Here is a 17,501-nt window from a genome sequence, read left to right as displayed (position 1 = left end):
ATATGCCATGCTTGGCGTTTGAGCGTTACCTTATTTCGGGGGATCTATGCCTGACTTTGCCGCATCGCAATTAGTACAGAAACTGGAAGAGAATTTATTTAGCGTACTGGAAAAGCTGGCGGCCCAGGTGGAGAGTTCCTCTTTACCGCTTATCGATCTTTCATCAGGTAGCCCTCGTCAGATAACGCCCCCGGAAATTATCGCCACGTTGCAATCTGCCGCCGAAAACCCGGCCAATCACGAGTACCCTTCGTTCTGGGGCAAACCACAAATCCGCGCGGCTATTGCCGCTTTTTACCTGCGTGAGTATGGCGTGGAACTCGACCCCGACAGCGAAATTGCCGTATTTCAGGGTTCGCATATTGCTGTCAGCGGTATGCCGCGTGCGCTGCTCAACCCCGGCGAGGTAGTGATCTCTACCGATCCCTGCTACCCCATTTACCGCTCCGCCGCTGTTCAGGCACAGGCCGATTTTTACGGTATCCCGCTGGAAGAAAGCAGGGATTTTCTGCCCGATTTCAGCCTGGTTCCGGAAGAGATCGCCCGCCGTGCCGGTCTGCTGCTGCTCAATTACCCGCATAATCCAACAGGCGCCATTGCGACCCCGGCGCTGTTTCAGGCTGCTTTGCAATTTGCCAGGAAGTATCACATCCCGCTGCTGCATGACTTTGCCTACGCCACGATAGGCAGCAGCCAACAGGAACAGCCCATCAGCCTGCTTGCTCAGCCCGGCGCAAAAGAGTGGGGAGTAGAGGTTTACACGCTCTCTAAAAGCTTTCTGATGGCAGGCTGGCGCTTTGGTTTTGCGGTCGGTAATGCCTCTGTTATCGCCGCCTTTAAGAAGCTGCATACCCACAGTTACAGCACAGTCTATGGCGCTGTACAGGATGCCGCCGTAACAGCGCTGACGCTGCCCGCCCCGCGTCTTCGCGAGCTTTCCGCAATTTACCACCAGCGCCGGGAACAGGTGCTGACAAAGCTGGCAGAAATGCGCTGGCCCGTTCGTAAACAGCAGGGAACTTTTTTTCTCTGGCTGCCTGTGCCGCATGGCTATAACGGGGAAGAATTTGTCGCGAAACTGCTACAGGATGCGCATGTGCTGGTCGCACCAGGTTCAGGATTTGGCAGGGGCGGAAGTCAGTATATTCGCATCAGCCTGACGGTGAAGAGTGAGGAGTTAATGACCGCTCTGGAGCGTATTGCAAAACTGAAATTGTTTCCGGCGTGAACAAGGGGAGTGCCCGGAGGCGCTCCCCTGACGACTATTTCGGAAAATCGGTGCCTACGGTAGTCTCTTTCCACGCTTCTATCTGGCTCAGACGGGCTTTGATTTTGGCGGTAACCGCATCATAGCCCCAGGCTCCCATAACCAGATGACGCGGGGCGTCAGCCTCCTCTGCAATGACGATCATCGCCTGGGCAGCCCGTACCGGATCCCCCGCCTGCTTACCGCTGTTTTCCGCTGTCCCTTTCATGCGGGCGGCGGCGGTTTCGGCATAGTCATCGATCTGGCTTGGGGTCTGATGCAGCGAACGACCAGCCCAGTCGGTGCGGAACGGCCCCGGCTCCACGCAGGTCACCTGAATGCCCAGCGGGCCAACTTCAGCCAGCAGCGAGTCTGACCATCCTTCCACCGCATGCTTGCTGGCTGAATAGTAACCCGAGCCAGGGAAGCCGATGATCCCGGCTACCGAAGTGATATTGATGATATGGCCGCTTCCGGCCTTACGCATTGTCGGCAGTACCGCCCGCGTCATGGCAAACAGACCGAAAACGTTAGCATCAAACTGGGCACGGATCTCCGCATCTTCACCCTCTTCCACGGAGGACTGATAACCATATCCGGCATTATTGACCAACACATCAATAGTGCCGAATTTCGCCAGCGCCGCCTCAACCCCCTCTTTGATCGTGCCGTTGTCGGTAACGTCAACCGCCAGCGCCAGTGCGTGCTCTTCCGCACCTGAAACCAAATCCTCCACTTTGGCAAGATCGCGGGCGGTTACCACCACGTTATATTTTTTCTTTATCAGTTCATTTGCCAGTTCGCGGCCAAAGCCCGTTGAGCAGCCGGTAATAAACCAGACCGGTTTTTTTTCTGTAGTCATGTCGTTGTCCTCGTCAGGCCTTTGCGCAGTAACAGCCCCGCCCGGCTAAATTAACCGGGCGGGGCTTAGGGCACAGATGCCTGGCGCAAAGGTAATTTTTTTGTGCGTGCTGCCTTAATGCTTACCCGGCAGAACTTCATTCAGCAGCTGGCTGGCGGTATCGGCCAGGACTTTGCCTGCGCCACGATCGCCTTTCGCCATAGAGGCCATAAATGCTTTTGCCTGTTTAAAGGTAATATGCGGCGGGAGCGGCGCGACTTCCGGGTCGGTTTTCACCTCCAGCACTACCGGTCGGTCGGCGGCAAGCGCTTCAGCCCACGCGCTCTGGAGCTTTTCAGGGTCATCCACATAGATGCCCTTCAGGCCCAGCGACTCCGCAAACTGCGCATAGTGCACATCCGGCACATCCTGACTCGCTTCATAACGAGGGTTGCCCTCCATTACGCGCTGCTCCCAGGTCACCTGATTAAGATCCTGATTATTGAATACGCAGACGATAAGGTGGGGGGTTGCCCACTGCTTCCAGTATTTCTGAATAGTGATCAGCTCAGCCATATTGTTCATCTGCATGGCACCGTCGCCTACCAGCGCCACCACAGGTTTGTCCGGCTCGGCAAATTTTGCCGCAATGGCATAAGGTACTGCCGCCCCCATACAGGCCAGACCGCCAGAGAGGGTCGCCCTCTGCCCCTGCTTCACGCGATAATCACGGGCAAACCAGTTGGCGCAGGAGCCTGAATCGGAGGTGACGATGGCGTTATCCGGCAGCAGCGGAGACATTTCCCAGACAACCCGTTGTGGATTAACCGGCTTAGCGGCAGCCATGGCTCGATCCTCCATCACCGTCCACCACTCCTGCACCTGACGGGCAATCTCCTCCTGCCACTGACGATCTTCTTTATGCGTCAGCAGGGGAAGCAGCGCACGGAGAGTTTCTGCCGCATCACCATGCAGATTCACCTCGCAGGGGTAACGCAGTCCCAGCATGGCGGGATCGATATCAATCTGTACCGCTCTGGCCTGGCCCTCTTCCGGCAGAAACTCCGTCCACGGGAAGCCTGAACCGATCATTAACAGGGTATCGCAGGATTTCATCATCTCGGCCGAGGGCCTGGTGCCCAGCAGCCCGATAGAACCGGTAACAAAAGGCGCATCGTCCGGCAGCACATCCTTGCCCAGCAGCGCTTTTGCCACCCCTGCACCCAGCAGATTGGCGGCCTGTACCACCTCGACGGCAGCGCCTCTGGCACCAGAGCCAATCAGGATCGCCACGCGCTTCCCGGCGTTCAGCACCTCAGCGGCGCGAGCCAGGTCGGCTTCATAAGGCACCACTCTGGGACGTTGATAACCCACCGCAGAATGGGTGAAGCCGTGAGCATGAGCGGGAGATTCCCAGGGTTCATCCTGAACATCTTTTGGCAGAATAAGCACCGCCACGCCATTTTGCGCCTTAGCAATGCGCACGCCACGATCAACCAGATGCCGCAGCTGCGCGGGCGTGGCGGTTTCCTGAACAAAATTGGCTACGTCAGCAAATACCCGATCCAGGTTCATCTCCTGCTGATAGCTGGCCCCCCGCGCGGTGGTTTCCGCCTGGCCTGCAATGGCCAGCACCGGCGCGTGGTCCATTTTTGCATCATACAGCCCGGTCAGCAGGTGCGTTGCGCCAGGCCCGCCGGTAGAGAGGCAAACACCCAGCTCGCCGGTAAATTTGGCATGGCCCACTGCCATAAAGGCGGCCATCTCTTCGTGACGAACCTGGATAAACTCGATGCCTTCACCGCGCTTTTCCGCACGCTGGAGCGCGCCAAGCACGCCGTTTATGCCGTCTCCGGGATAGCCATAAATACGGGTCACGCCCCACGCTTTCAGGCGTTCAACAAAAAAATCGCTGGTTTTGGTGCTCATTATTAGCCTCCAGTTTTCTGGTTCAGGCTAATAAGGATAGATGACAAATGGGGGAGTGAGCGAAATGAGGCGCCGGAGCAGAAAAGGAACCAGCCCTGTTTTCAGGCCATTGCCTGACTCATTAAGCCAAATGTCAGCATGCCGGAAGGTTGCCAGGGAACGCCACGGATCATCGCAACAGGCCCATCAACTTCATGCAGTCCACAGGCGTTCAGCCAGGCGCTCAGAGCCTGTTCGGGCGTATCCATCCGCACAAACTGCCCTTCCAGATCCATCAGCAAGGCGCTCACCAGCACTTTTGCCGCAGCCAGATCGCGGCAGATAACAGGGCCGATAAGAAAGCCGTGACCAAACCGGCGGAGAGAAGCGAATCCCTGAACACTTCCCTGCTCTTCCAGCAGCAAATTACGTTGCGCATGGTGTAACAGATAATGAATGAGTGCAGATCGGCACTGCCCATGTGCCTCTGTATCCAGGGCCACCATGCGCGTTAAGTCGTCAGCGCTGGCCTGGCGCAGCCGTTGCGTTTGTTCTGGCATAACAGGCGCGATTTTGGCGAGTTCAGGGGTCTGATGCTGCCTGACCTGCCCGGTAGCCACAAAGCCCAGCTTTTCATATAAACCCTGGCCCATTTCCGTGGCATGCAGACGAACGTTAACGCCCTGTAGCTTATGCAGTACAGCCTGCATAAGCTGGGTGCCGATCCCCTGGCCCTGCGCTTCATCGGCCACAATAACCAGCCCGGTAGAGGCATAATCCTGCCCCCAGCGCCAGCAGATTACGGTGCCCAGAACCTTGCCGTTCTGCTCTGCAACAACCCCCTCGCCCAACTGCCATGCCTGCTGCCAGTCTTCACGGCGATGGGGCCATTTCAGCTTCTGCGTCAAAAGATAAGCCTGGTCCAGATGCTTTTCCTGCATTGCGGTAATCTTTACGGTCATGCCGTTCTCCCTGATGGCTGTTCCGCCTTATGGGCAGTGAGTCCCGATATCATGACCACTCAAATCTGAAAGTCCAGTACCGGCTCCTCTGCGGTGACGGAAAGCGCCTGGCGCTTGATCTCTTCCAGGGAGAGGTTGGCGTTGCAAAGCTCCAGGAACTGCCAGACGTAGTTACGCTGCAACTGCCCGCGCTTGAGGCCCAGCCAGACGGTGTTGGATTCAAAGAGATGTTTGGCTTCCAGCCGTGTCAGCGACGAATGCTGATCCAGCTGGCAGGCCTGATCGGCCAGCACGCCCACTCCCAGCCCCAGTTCGACATAGGTTTTCACCACGTCGGAATCCTGTGCACTTAAAACAATATCTGGTTTAAGGCTGGCGGCCTGGAAAGCACGGTCAACGCGGGAACGGCCCGTGATCCCCTGCCGGTAAGTGATAAGAGGGTAGCGGCTCAGGGCTGCAAGGGATACCGGCTGCTGCTGCTCCAGCTCATGGCCTTTGGGAACCAGCAGCGCATGGTGCCAGTTAAACCAGGGGAAGGCTGCCAGCGCCGGGTTATTTACCAGCTGCTCGCTGGCTATGCCCACATCCGCTTCGCCCGCGGCCAGCATCGCAACGATCTCCTGCGGCGATCCCTGATTCAGCTCCACGCGCACGTTTGGATAGAGCGCGCGAAACGCTTTAATCACTCGTGGAAGGCTGTAACGGGCCTGCGTATGAGTGGTGGCAATGGTCAGCACACCGCTGGATTCATTTGTAAAGACATCCGCCAGCCGGCGTACTTTGCCCGCTTCATCCAGGATGCGTTCAGCAATGGTTAACAGCGCTTTACCTGGCTCTGTCATACCCAGCAGACGTTTCCCACGGCGAATGAAAATCTCCACGCCCAGTTCATCTTCCAGATCGCGGATATGGCGGCTGACGCCAGATTGCGAAGTGAAGAGTGTATTGGCCACTTCAGTGAGATTGAAATCGCAGCGTGCCGCTTCTCTGATGATTTTAAGTTGCTGAAAATTCACGCGGGCACCCCTTCTGTTATCTGTTGGTTTAGCTCATGTTAAGGAGGCTAACTGATATCAACAAATAATAAAAAAAGGTTTTATATGCTTTTTAGTGCTAAGAAGTGAGGCGCGCTGCTGCGCGCCCGACAGGGGAATCAGCTCACTAACATCAGTTCGCGATCTTCTACTACCGGCTTGTTGAGCAGGGAGAGAAGAATATTTTTCACGGCCTGTGCCGATGGGGAGAGCGGCAGGCGGGCTGACACGTTCAGCGACAGCGGCAGATTCAGCGTGGGGCTGTTGATACGCGCCATCCAGGCATTGGTGGAACTGACCAGCGCACGGGCGGCGGATTCAGGCAACACGGTCACACCCATACCGCTGGAGACGGCGGCAGTCAGCGTAGCGATAGATTCGATTTCGCCAATAATGCGGGCGCTCAGACGCCGCAGAGAAAACGCTTCATCAACACGTTTGCGTACCGCGCTGTAATCTCGCGGCAGGAAGAGGTTCATCAGAGCGACATCGGCCAGATCAATATTCTGTCCGGGACATTCGCTGGCACCAACCAGATAAAGTTCTTCTTTCATCAGCGGCATGCTGGTAATGCCCGCCGTAGGCGCACGATCGTATAACACCGCCATGTCAAGCTGCCCATTCATCACTTTTTCGTTTAATGAGGCGCCGCTGTTTTCATGCAGATAGACCAACACATCAGGGAATTGCTCGCGCACGGTTTGCAGTAAAGGCATGGTCAGAGAAGAGGCTGCGGTGCCGGGGGCAAGGCCAATTGAGACCTGGCCATTTAAAGACTGACCGGCATTAATGACGGCCGTTTGCGCCTGCTCACACTGACGTAAAATGGTACGGGCATGAGCGTAGAGGATCTTGCCAGCTTCTGTAGGCGTCACGCCTCGCTTGGTGCGGATCAACAATTGCTGGTCCAGTTCATTCTCAAGCGTAGCGACCTGCTGGCTGAGCGCAGGTTGCGCAATATGCAGGACTTCTGCGGCCTGGGTCAGACTGCCGATATCGACGATTTTAACGAAATATTTGAGTCGTCTTAAGTTCATGTTGCCTCCGTCACGGATCCCCGCGTGCCATTTTAAGTGGCGATAAGAAATAAGTTTTCACTCTGGTGCAGAGGGGTAATTGCAAAGGACGTGCCAGATTTTTCTTAAGAGCTGACCGGGGCATCAGCTTATGGCTAACAGGCCGAAAAATAAGAGAATCTGATTACTCCTTTAGAGGTAGCGGCAATTTTTCAGGGACGTGAGGTCGGATGAGCCTCGGGCTTTGCACCGTGATGGTGCGAAATATGCTGTTCTGCTGTGCATGTAATCGTTTTCACTGCGGCAAAAAGGGCCAGACTGGTAAGCCTGGCCCTGAATGTGATGCGGAAAACGGCTCAGCGTTTATTGCGGTTGCGGTACATATCAATAGAAACGGCAGCCACAATAATGATGCCTTTGATTATGTCCTGCACGTAAGCATCCACACCAACAAAGGTAAACCCGCTTTTAATCAGCCCCAGAATCACCGCCCCGATCAGCGTACCGGTGATGCGGCCTACGCCCCCCATCAGACTGCTGCCGCCGATAACCGCTGCGGCAATGGCATCCAGTTCGTAAGACATCCCCATACTGGATTGTCCGCTGCTGACGCGGGCAGCCAGCACCACGCCTGCCAGTCCGGAAAGACCACCTGCGATGGTATAGACGATAATCAGGTACTTATTAACCTTGATCCCTGAGACTTTCGCGGAGGTCATGTTGCCGCCGATAGCGTAAACATATTTACCGTAGCGGGTATGCTTCAGAGCGATATGGAAGATAACCGCCACCACCAGGAAGATAATAACCGGCATCGCGCCCTGACCGATGGAGGTAAAGCCGTCAGACAGGAAGCTGATGGGATTTCCCTGCGTGTAGTACTGTGCCAGACCGCGAGCCGACACCATCATGCCCAGCGTGGCTATAAAAGGGGGAATACCGGTTCGGGTAATCAATACCCCGTTAATCACACCGGCGAGAAACCCTACCCCTATCCCGGCAACGATGGGCACCACCGCAGGCATATTTACCAGCGAAGGATAGACTGGCGACAGGCTGTCTGAGGTCTGCGCCAGACTGGCCGCCACAACAGCAGCTAAAGCGATAATCGACCCGGACGAGAGGTCAATACCGGTGGTGATAATGACCTGGGTCACGCCGACCGCAATGATACCGATAATGGCAACCTGCAAAATGATCAGCACCAGACGGTTTGGGTTCATCAGGAAGGATTGATCGCGCACATACCAACCAAACGCCTCAAAGATCAGCGCTATCCCCACCATCACGATAAAAATGCCGGTATCTTTAGGTATTCTGCCTTTCAGGTTACTGAATACGGATCCCGACGGAGCGGGTTGTGGAGTAGTCATTTTTACGTCACTCATAGGGTTACCTTACGTCCTTACTCGGACGCCAACGACAAGATGGTTTCCTGGTCAGCCTCTTCTTTACTGAGGATGCCGGTGATACGACCGCCGTGCATAACCATGACCCGGTCACTCATACCCAGAATTTCAGGCAGTTCAGAAGAGACCATGATGATGGCAACGCCGCGATTCGCCAGTTCGCTTATCAGGCGGTAGATCTCCGCCTTGGCGCCCACATCGATGCCGCGTGTTGGCTCATCGAGGATCAGGACTTTAGGCTGCGCCAGCAGCCAGCGGGCAATCAGCACCTTCTGCTGGTTACCACCGCTCAGGTTATTGATGATTTGATCCATGGTCGGCGTTTTGATGTTCAGCCGTCGGATCTGCTCCATGCAATCTTTCGCCATCTGCACATGGCTGACAAATCCCCCTTTACTGCTGTATTCCGGCATGTTGACGATGCTCATGTTCTCCATCACCGACAGCACCAGAAACAGGCCCGACTTTTTACGATCTTCTGTCAGGAATGCCAGACCCTTTTCAATCGCCGTTGAAGGCGAGTCAATTTTGGTCGGCACACCGTCAATCAGGATCTCTCCGCCGTCAAGGCTGGTCATGCCGAACAGGCTTTCCATCACTTCACTGCGCCCTGCGCCAACCAGCCCCGCCACGCCCAGGATCTCGCCACGCCGCACGCTGAAGTTGATGTCATGGAAAACATCCTTGCGGTGCAGGTTACGCACCGTCAGCACGTCGGCACCGATATCGTTGTTAAATTTCGGGAACAGTTGAGTCAGTTCGCGCCCCACCATCTGGGTAATCAGTGACTGGCGCGAGTAGCTGGCGGTGGTGTCACTGCCAACCCAGGCACCATCACGGAAGACGCTTACTTCATCGGTGATAGCAAAAATCTCATCCATCTTATGGCTGATATAGATGATCGCTTTGCCCTGCTCGCGCAGGTCACGGATGATGGCAAACAGATGCGCAACTTCCGTTTCGGTCAGCGCCGAGGTCGGTTCGTCCATGATCACCACATCGGCATTCCAGGAGACAGCTTTGGCAATCTCCACCATCTGCTGTGAAGCAATACTCAAATCGCCCACCATCCGGTCAGGAGAGAGACGGATATTCAGCTTGTTCAGCAACTCTTTGGTCATTCTGTTGAGCCTGCCGTGGTCGACAAAACCAAACCTCATCGGCTCACGGCCTAACCAGATATTCTCCGCCACGGTCATATGGGGGACTAAGTTCAACTCCTGATGGATCATTGAGATACCGGCACGCAGCGCGTCCATGGTATCCATGAACTGCACCGGCTCCCCTTTAACTTTTATTTGTCCCTCATCGGGACGGTAAATCCCGATGAGGCATTTCATTAAAGTGGATTTGCCCGCGCCATTTTCGCCCATCAGCGCATGGACTGTTCCTGTCTTCACGCGCAAAGAGACATTATTCAATGCCTTTACGCCGGGAAAAAACTTGCTGATGCCTTCGGCTTCAAGCGCATATGCGGCCATGCTTCACCTCCGTACGGCGGGGTTATTTTTGGTTCATGCTGGTAAATTTGGTGTAGTTATCTTTGGTGATCAGCTGGAACGGGATATCGACGACCTTCTGCACTTTCTCACCGTTAGCCAGCTTCACGGCAGTCTTAACAGCCCCTTCACCCTGACCTTTTGCATCCTGGAATACCGTGGCAACCATTTTTCCGTTCTTGATCATCTGCAACGCATCGGGCGTGCCATCGACACCGGCAACCAGTACGTGAGCGTCATTTTTGCCCAGAGCCTGGAGTGCGCCGATAGCCATCTCGTCGTTATTGGCGGCAATAGCCTGGATCTCATCGCCGGCGGTTAACCAGTTGCTCACCACATCTACCGCATCGTTACGCATGAATTTTGCGGTCTGTTCCTTGCTGACTTTCATCCCCGGATATTTTGCAATCACAGCTTTTACGCCCGCAGTGCGTTTACGGGTAGATTCGTTAGCCAGATCGCCCAAGAGAATGGCGATGTTGCCCTTGTAGTTCATATTTTTTGCCAGGGCTTCCATTTGCAGGCGACCAGCCAGTTCAGAATCGGAACCGACATAGGCCATTTTGTCGCCGAGTTGCTGGGCAGGCTGACGGTTGACGAAGATGAGGGGGATGGACGCTTTCGTCGCCAGATCGATGATTGGCTTCACTGCGTTGGTATCTACAGGGTTGACGATAATGGCGTCGACGCCCTGGCCGATAAAGTTTTGCACCTGCGAGAGTTGTTGAGCAACATCCCCTTTCGCGTCTTCAATCTGCCCTTTCACATTCTCTTTCTGCATCTCTTTCTGCATAGAGGTACGCAGAATAGTCAGGAAGTTGTCATCAAAAAGCGCCATTGAGACACCGACCTGCAAATCTTTGGCAAAGACGGAAACGGGTAACATACACACTAACAGCGACGCTAAAATCGTTTTTTTGACGTTCATGGCTAAGCCCTTTTTATCGTTAGTATGCGCAGGCTGGCTGGACATCGAATGAAAAATATTTTTTACATTCACTCAACTTCACCGACGGCTTAATTAAATTACAGGGGAGAAAGTGTTAAAGGTAAGACCAGATCAGGGTTGTTGCTCCTTCTTGTTTTTTCATTTTAAATCAGCTTGTTAATTTCAAACTCACGTTTCAGTTACTGGCCACTGCCTGCGACATCACGCCAGGCAGTTCATTTGTTTCAAAATAAAGTCATTTGAAATTTTCAATATGAAAGCACCGAAACGCCTGTTTTAAAATCAACAAATAACAAAAATTTGACACACCTCTAACATCGGCAAAGGATTCCGATCAAAGTGAGATCTGGCGCAAGAGATTGAAGGTTGCACAATGCAGGTGAAATCGCCCATTCGCTGGTTTTGCCAGCAAACGCACAGGAATTTTGCATAAGGGCTTTGACATCAGAGTGCGCTGTCGATAACATGCGCCCCGTTGAAACAATTCCTCTGTAGTTCAGTCGGTAGAACGGCGGACTGTTAATCCGTATGTCACTGGTTCGAGTCCAGTCAGAGGAGCCATACATAGAAAAGCCCGCTCAGGGAAACCTGAGCGGGCTTTTTGCTTTAGATTGGATGCTAAAGCTCTCAAGCCTACGGGCACAAACACATTTAGTGGCGGGAGAAAAGCCTGTTTTCAGGGATAGATCCCTTTAAAACTGCTCTTTTTCCTTGGGCCAGTCATAATTTCCTCCAACGCCTCGACGCACTTAAGATAATGTGGCGTTTTCTTGTGCGCGGCGACGGCGTCACTATCGGCATAAGCCTCATAGATATAGAATCTGGTAGGCTCCTGCTCGTCTTGCAGCACATCAAACCGCAGGTTTCCCGGCTCTTTAATTGCACCTAAGTGGTTGTCGCGAAACACTTTCATGAACTCATCAACCTTATCGGCTTTGACATTAATTTCTACTAGTGTGACTTCCATCACTCCTCCTCCGGCTCAGCATTGTTGGTCGAGAAACAGCTTGTAGGCGTGGTCTACGCTGGCATTGTCATGCACCACGGCCTGTACCGCTTTCAGCATGGCAATCGGCGATTCGGACTGGAAGATGTTGCGCCCCATATCCACGCCTGATGCCCCCTGATCGATTGCCTGGAAGCACATCTCCAGCGCCTCGCGTTCGGGCAGTTTCTTGCCACCGGCGATAACAATCGGCACCGGGCAGCCTGCGGCGACGCGCTCGAAGCCGCTGTCCACATAGTAAGTTTTGATGATTTGTGCCCCCATCTCGGCGGCAATACGGGTTGCCAATGAGAAGTAACGCTGATCGCGCACCATATCTTTCCCGACGCCGGTCACCGCCATGGTTGGCATCCCGTAGCGGGTGCCTTGATCCACCAGTTGAATAATGTTTTTGATCGACTGATGCTCGTGCTCGCTGCCGATATATACCTGCGCGGCCATGGCTGATACATTCAGGCGTAGCGCGTCTTCAATCGCTACGGCAACCGTTTCATTCGACAACTCGGTCAGAATCGAATTGCCCCCTGAGGCCCGTAGCACCACGGGTTTATTGACAGCAGCGGGCACCACGCTGCGCAAAATGCCGCGCGTACACATCAACACGTCAGTGTGTTCAAACAGCGGCGCGATATTGAGATCGATTCGCTCAAGGCCGGTGGTTGGCCCCTGAAAATAGCCGTGGTCGAATGCCAGCATGACGGTGCGCCCGGAGACCGGATTGAAAATTCGTGCCAGCCGTGACTGCATCCCCCAGTCCAGCGCCCCGCTTCCTTTGAGGAAGAACGCGCGGTTGCTTTGCGGCATACCAATACCAAAATCCTTCCCGTCTTTGATGTCGTCTAAATCAGCCATCTCAAGCTCTCCTTACAGGGACGTTAATGTCAGAAATCGTATTTGCCAATGTTCTCTTTGGAGAACACCACGCGCTCCGGCAGTAGAACAATGCCGCTGCCTTTGGCTTCGTATTGGTAGCCCTGCACGCTGTTCGGCGAGACTTCAACCTGGCCGATTTTTGGCACATTCAGCTTGTCGCCTACGTTCAGCTCGCCCTTTTTCAGCAGCTGTTCAGCGACATAAACCGAAATCTTGCCCTGCGCGACCACGTCCCATAGGCCGAACTGTTTCACTGTGCCGCGCTCGACATACGGACGCATGACGTTTGGTGTGCTAAAGCCGACGATGGCGATATCCTTGCGCCCGAGGTTTTCCGCTGCCTGCGCTGCCGCTGGCAAGGCATTCGCGTCTGGCGCGATGATGGCGTCGAGATCATTCCACGACTTTATGATGCCTTCGGCGGTTTGCAGCGACTTGGTGGCGTCGTTATAGCCATACTGCGTGGTGACGATTTCCCAACCCGGATGCTCTTTGACGATCCTGGCTTTCGCCTCTTTCACCCACTGGTTCTGATCAGTTACCGTCGGGCTGGAGTAGAAAAACGCCACTTTGGCTTTCTCCTTAGTGACCTGGCTGGCAGTCATATCCACCAGCATGGAACCGAGCTGCTGAGGCGTGCCCTGATCGATGTAAATCGAGCGGCACTCGGGCCTGGTGTCCGAGTCCCAGGTCAGGACTTTCACCCCGCGCTGCATGGCGCGTTTCAAGGCTGGGCAGAGGCCATCTGGGGAGACTGCCGCCACTACGATGGCGCCATAACCCTGATTGACGAAGTTGTTGATCATCTGCACCTGCCCCGACACGCTCGGCTCCGTCGGGCCGTCGTAGGTCACATCGACGCCCAGCTCTTTGCCCGCCGCCATTGCGCCATTGCCGCCACTGGTGAAGTAGCCAACTCCCACCAGCTTCGGGATAAAAGCAATGCGATCTGCTGCCTGTGCGTTGAGACAAACGAAAGCTAATGCACTGACAGCGAAAAGGTTCTTCCACGCGGTTATTTTCATCATTCACTCCACATTATTTCGAGGTCAGAGAAGCAGAAGACGCAGACCAACGCCGGTAATAGCGCTGGAAAACACTGCGAAGTAGGCCACGGTTGAGGCTGGCTGAACGGCCAATCACCACCAGAATCAGCAGCGCGCCGGAAAGTGCGCTGGAGACCTGACTGGAAATCCCGATCATCTGTAGCCCTTGTTGCAAATAACCAATCAGCAAGGTCGCCAGCGCCGTGCCGAGCACCGAACCAGAACCGCCGTAAATATTCGCGCCGCCGAGCACCACTGCGGTGATGGCGGGCATGAGTAAGGAGACGCCAAGGTCTGAGCGCGCAGAGCCGAAGTAGGATGTCATGATTATTGCCGCCACTGCCGAGGCCAGCCCGGTCATGCCATAAAGCGCGAACAAGGTGCGGCTGACTGGCAGTGCGCCATAGCGCGCCACGCGGGCGTTTTGCCCAATCAGAAACACATTGCGGCCAGTGCGCGTGCGGTGCATCAAGGCCCAGAAGAATAACGTCGCCAGGAGGAAAATCAGCAGCGGCATTGGCAGGCCCAGCACTACCTGGTTAGCAAAGTCGGTAAAGACCGTCGGGAAGTTGCCGATGCCTTCAAAACCTGTCGCGCCTGCCAGCCCCGAGAGCAGCAGCGCGCTGCCGCCGAACAGATATAACGTGCCGAGGGTGATAACCAGCGGATTAACGCCGGTATAGAAGATCAGTGCGGCATTAAGCAGGCCGCAGGCTCCCCCCAGCGCCAGCGTCAGGCCGATCGCCAGTGGCAGAGGCACGCCCGCCTGACACAGCACACCGAGCGCGATGGCGCACAGGCCGATGGTTGAACCGAACGAAATATCGATGCTGCCGCTGACAATCACCATTGTCAGCGGCAGCGCCACGATGCCAATGGTGATGAAGTCGCTGGTGCTGAACAGCAGCGTGTTGACATCCAGCATGCGTGGGTTGGCAAGGCCGAACAGTAAAATCTCGACCACCAGCAGGGCCAGCAATGCCCCTTCCCAGCCGTAACGCTTCAGATTGTTCATCACAGCACCCCGCTTTTATTGGCGTTCATGCGTCGGGAAGCGCGCGGCTCCGACGGGTTGGTTTTGGCTCTGGCTCCCTCCACCGCTTTCGGCTGGAAACGGACGTACTTCTGGCGGCGCAGGTTTTTGTCGAGTGCCTGACGCAAACGCCCGTCAAACACCAGTACCGCCAGCAACACGATGCCCGCGATGAAGTCGTTCCACCATGCGGGCAGTCGCAGCAGCACCAGCACGCTGTCAATTTGCGTCAGGAAATAAGCCCCCAATACCGCGCCAACAATGCTGCCGGTGCCGCCAAGCAGGCTGATCCCTCCCAGCACGCAGGCGGCAATGGCTTTCATTTCCAGCCCGCTGCCGGTTTGGTTCGGGACAAATCCAATCTGCGAAGCGAAGACAATACCGGCCAGCGCCGCCATCGCGCCACTGATGCCAAAAGCCAAAATACGTATGCGGTTCACCGGCACGCCGAGCTGGCGAGCGCCCTGTAGATTGTCCCCGACGGCGTAGAAGCTGCGGCCAAAAGCCGTGCGCGACAGCATCCACAACATCACCAACAACAGAACAATCACCAGTAGCCCAAGAGGCGAAATACCCAGTAACAGCGGCGTAGAGAGAGATTTCAAGTTAGCAGGCAACCCCTCAATCCACTTGCCACCCGTCAGCAGCAGCATCAATCCGCGATACAGACCCAGTGTGCCGAGGGTGGCGACAATCGCCGGAATGCGCAGCCACGCCACCAGCACGCCGTTGAATAAGCCCGCCGCGATCCCCACCGCCAACGTCGCCAGACAGGCCAGCGGCAAGGCGAGGCCGCTATTGAGCAAGATGCCCAGCGACACGGCGCACAGCCCGGTTATCGACCCCACCGACACGTCGATATTGCGGGTCAGCATCACCAGCGTGGCGCCCATCGCCAGCAGCATCAGGATCTGCGCACTGCCAAAAATCATCCCCAGTGTCTGGAAGCTAAAGGACTGGCTGTCCATCGCGCCGAGCAGGCCGAACAGCGCGACAATCGCCAGTAGCGCGGTAAGCTCCCGGTTATTCTGAATCAGTCTCAGCATCAGGCTTCTCCCTCTAAAGCGTTGGCCAGTGCGGGTGGGTGAGCACTGCCGAAGGCGATATGCATGATGCCGTTAACGTTAATGTCGTCGCCGCGCAGCTCGCCACTCATCTCCCCCTGATGCATAACAAAGACCCGGTCCGCCAGCACTTCTATCTCGTCCAGGTCGGAAGAAATCAGCAGCACGGCGACATTCTGTTTCACCACGCTTTGCAGCAGTTGGTAGATGTCGGCGCGGGCGGAAACGTCCACGCCACGGGTTGGCTCATCGACAATCAGCAGCGCGGGGGCCGCTTCAAGGCATTTGGCAATCAGCAGCTTTTGTTGATTGCCGCCGGACAGCGTGCGAGCGTGCTGCTCGCCGTGGGAATATTTGATGCCCAGCGCACGGTGGTAGCGCTCGAGCACGGCGGCTTCGCGTTTGGGGTTGAGCCACCAGCCTGTGCGGTTAAATGTCAGCGAGGTGGCGTTCCATGACAGCGACGCGTCAAGATATAAACCGGAGGCCTGCCGGTCTTCGGGCAGGTACACCAGTCCCTGTTCCAGCCGGGCCAGGGTCTTGAGCGAAGTGATATCGTGCCCCGCCAGCCACACCTGCCCGGCCCGCGCGGCACGCAGGCCATACAGCGTTTCCGCCAACTCGGTGCGGCCGGCCCCGACCACGCCGGCCAGCCCGACGATTTCTCCGGCATTCACCGTCAGGGAAATATCGATAAAGCCTTCGCCGGTCAGGTTTTCCACCTGTAGCACTGGCGTACCGGCCACGCCAGTGCGGCGCGAACCGGACAGCTCCAGCCATAGCTTCTGTTCGGTGGGCAGCGCCGTTTCGGCCGCCTGCGGGGTAATGGCCTGAATCAGCTGGTCGTTATCGAGTTCGCTCAGCGCGCCGCTGAGGGCAATCTTGCCGTCACGCATCACGCTGACGCGATCGGCAATCTGGCGAATTTCAGGTAGCTTGTGGGAGATAAACACCACGCCGACGCCCTGCGCAGTCAGCTTTTTAACCTGCGTAAACAGCCGGGCGGATTCAGCAGGAGTCAGCGACGCCGTAGGTTCATCAAGGATCAGCAGCTGCGCATTGCGCATCAACCCGCGCAGAATCTCGACCAACTGTTGGTCGGCGACTTCCAGTGTCCCCGCCAGCGCGCCGAGGGGCAAGGAGCAGCCCAACTGGTCAAGGCACTGTTTCAGCTTTTCAGCACTGGCCTGACAGGCGGGCAAACGGAACAAAATGTTCTCCTTTACCGTCAGGCTGGGGAACAGCATTGGCTCCTGTGGCACCAGATAAATCCCCGCCTGATGGGCCTTGCCGGGCGTCATGCCGGTTTGCACTTTGCCGTTCAGCCACAGCGTTCCGCTGTCTGCTACCTCGACCCCGGCGATGATTTTCATCAAAGTTGATTTCCCCGCGCCGTTGCCCCCCAGCAGCGCATGGATCTCACCACCGTGCAGGGTAAAGTCGATATTTTTAAGTACCGCCACGCCGGAAAAGCCTTTGCTGACACCGGAAACCTGTAATAACGCGTCAAGGGAGTCTGTGCGCATGAAATGGCCTCTGAGTGAAAATAGTTTTATATGAACAAATGTATTTGCTATTTAATATTGTTCAAAGGCTAGTCTTCAGCGGCGGATAA

The 17,501-nt window shown here is 55.6% G+C and carries 15 protein-coding genes and 1 tRNA gene; 2 read left to right on the top strand and 14 right to left on the bottom strand.

The annotated features are described in order from the left end of the window. The first annotated feature begins 46 nt into the window (after positions 1–46). Positions 47–1,228: an aminotransferase class I/II-fold pyridoxal phosphate-dependent enzyme gene (locus tag AAH450_RS02970; RefSeq protein WP_342908840.1), complete on the top strand. Its 1,182-nt coding sequence runs from the start codon at positions 47–49 to the stop codon at positions 1,226–1,228. Positions 1,229–1,262: 34 nt separating this feature from the next. On the opposite strand, the gene AAH450_RS02965 is transcribed toward AAH450_RS02970, so the two are convergent. From AAH450_RS02965 to AAH450_RS02930, 8 genes are all read right to left on the bottom strand, one after another. Further along, positions 1,263–2,108, bottom strand: a complete 846-nt coding sequence (locus tag AAH450_RS02965; RefSeq protein WP_342908839.1) for an oxidoreductase — start codon at positions 2,106–2,108, stop codon at positions 1,263–1,265. A 114-nt stretch (positions 2,109–2,222) separates the two neighbouring features. Continuing rightward, positions 2,223–4,016, bottom strand: a complete 1,794-nt coding sequence (locus AAH450_RS02960) for a thiamine pyrophosphate-requiring protein (RefSeq protein ID WP_342908838.1) — start codon at positions 4,014–4,016, stop codon at positions 2,223–2,225. Between the two features lie 101 nt (positions 4,017–4,117). Then, positions 4,118–4,957 carry a GNAT family N-acetyltransferase gene (locus AAH450_RS02955; RefSeq protein ID WP_342908837.1) on the bottom strand — a complete coding sequence of 280 codons (840 nt, stop codon included), beginning with the start codon at positions 4,955–4,957 and terminating at the stop codon, positions 4,118–4,120. Between the two features lie 59 nt (positions 4,958–5,016). Then, positions 5,017–5,973 (bottom strand): HTH-type transcriptional regulator Cbl, encoded by a 957-nt coding sequence (gene cbl / locus AAH450_RS02950; protein WP_342908836.1) that lies wholly within the window; start codon positions 5,971–5,973, stop codon positions 5,017–5,019. A 137-nt stretch (positions 5,974–6,110) separates the two neighbouring features. Further along, a complete protein-coding gene (gene nac, locus AAH450_RS02945) occupies positions 6,111–7,028 on the bottom strand; it encodes a nitrogen assimilation transcriptional regulator NAC (protein ID WP_342908835.1) in 918 nt (305 codons plus the stop codon). Between the two features lie 335 nt (positions 7,029–7,363). Then, positions 7,364–8,395, bottom strand: a complete 1,032-nt coding sequence (locus AAH450_RS02940) for an ABC transporter permease (RefSeq protein WP_342908834.1) — start codon at positions 8,393–8,395, stop codon at positions 7,364–7,366. Between the two features lie 17 nt (positions 8,396–8,412). Continuing rightward, positions 8,413–9,897, bottom strand: a complete 1,485-nt coding sequence (locus tag AAH450_RS02935) for a sugar ABC transporter ATP-binding protein (protein WP_342908833.1) — start codon at positions 9,895–9,897, stop codon at positions 8,413–8,415. Positions 9,898–9,919: 22 nt separating this feature from the next. After that, entirely contained in the window at positions 9,920–10,843 is a 924-nt protein-coding gene (locus AAH450_RS02930; RefSeq protein WP_342908832.1) for a sugar ABC transporter substrate-binding protein, read from the bottom strand. Positions 10,844–11,349: 506 nt separating this feature from the next. Here AAH450_RS02930 and AAH450_RS02925 point away from each other — a divergent pair. After that, a tRNA-Asn gene (locus AAH450_RS02925) sits at positions 11,350–11,425 on the top strand. 115 nt (positions 11,426–11,540) lie between these two features. Here the strand turns inward: AAH450_RS02925 and lsrG are convergent. Genes lsrG through lsrA form a run of 6 tightly spaced genes read right to left on the bottom strand, consistent with a single transcriptional unit; the run spans position 11,541 to position 17,412 of the window. After that, positions 11,541–11,831: a (4S)-4-hydroxy-5-phosphonooxypentane-2,3-dione isomerase gene (gene lsrG / locus AAH450_RS02920; protein WP_342908831.1), complete on the bottom strand. Its 291-nt coding sequence runs from the start codon at positions 11,829–11,831 to the stop codon at positions 11,541–11,543. Positions 11,832–11,846: 15 nt separating this feature from the next. Next, a complete protein-coding gene (gene lsrF, locus AAH450_RS02915) occupies positions 11,847–12,722 on the bottom strand; it encodes a 3-hydroxy-5-phosphonooxypentane-2,4-dione thiolase (protein WP_342908830.1) in 876 nt (291 codons plus the stop codon). Positions 12,723–12,751: 29 nt separating this feature from the next. Then, positions 12,752–13,768: an autoinducer 2 ABC transporter substrate-binding protein LsrB gene (lsrB, locus tag AAH450_RS02910; RefSeq protein WP_342909559.1), complete on the bottom strand. Its 1,017-nt coding sequence runs from the start codon at positions 13,766–13,768 to the stop codon at positions 12,752–12,754. Positions 13,769–13,781: 13 nt separating this feature from the next. Beyond that, the gene (gene lsrD / locus AAH450_RS02905; protein ID WP_463322695.1) at positions 13,782–14,804 is read right to left on the bottom strand and encodes an autoinducer 2 ABC transporter permease LsrD; all 1,023 of its coding nucleotides are present in this window, start codon (positions 14,802–14,804) and stop codon (positions 13,782–13,784) included. Then, complete coding sequence (lsrC, locus tag AAH450_RS02900; protein ID WP_342908828.1) at positions 14,804–15,868, bottom strand: autoinducer 2 ABC transporter permease LsrC; 1,065 nt, start codon at positions 15,866–15,868, stop codon at positions 14,804–14,806. Before lsrC ends, lsrD begins: the two co-directional genes overlap by 1 nt. After that, the gene (gene lsrA / locus AAH450_RS02895; RefSeq protein WP_342908827.1) at positions 15,868–17,412 is read right to left on the bottom strand and encodes an autoinducer 2 ABC transporter ATP-binding protein LsrA; all 1,545 of its coding nucleotides are present in this window, start codon (positions 17,410–17,412) and stop codon (positions 15,868–15,870) included. The genes lsrC and lsrA overlap by 1 nt, the downstream gene beginning before the upstream one ends. Between the last annotated feature and the right edge of the window lie 89 nt (positions 17,413–17,501).

This window comes from Erwinia magellanica (genome assembly GCF_039023495.1).
Taxonomy (GTDB): Bacteria; Pseudomonadota; Gammaproteobacteria; order Enterobacterales; family Enterobacteriaceae; genus Erwinia.
The sequence above is the reverse complement of the archived record's forward strand: the minus strand, read 5'-3'. Positions and strand labels throughout refer to the sequence as shown.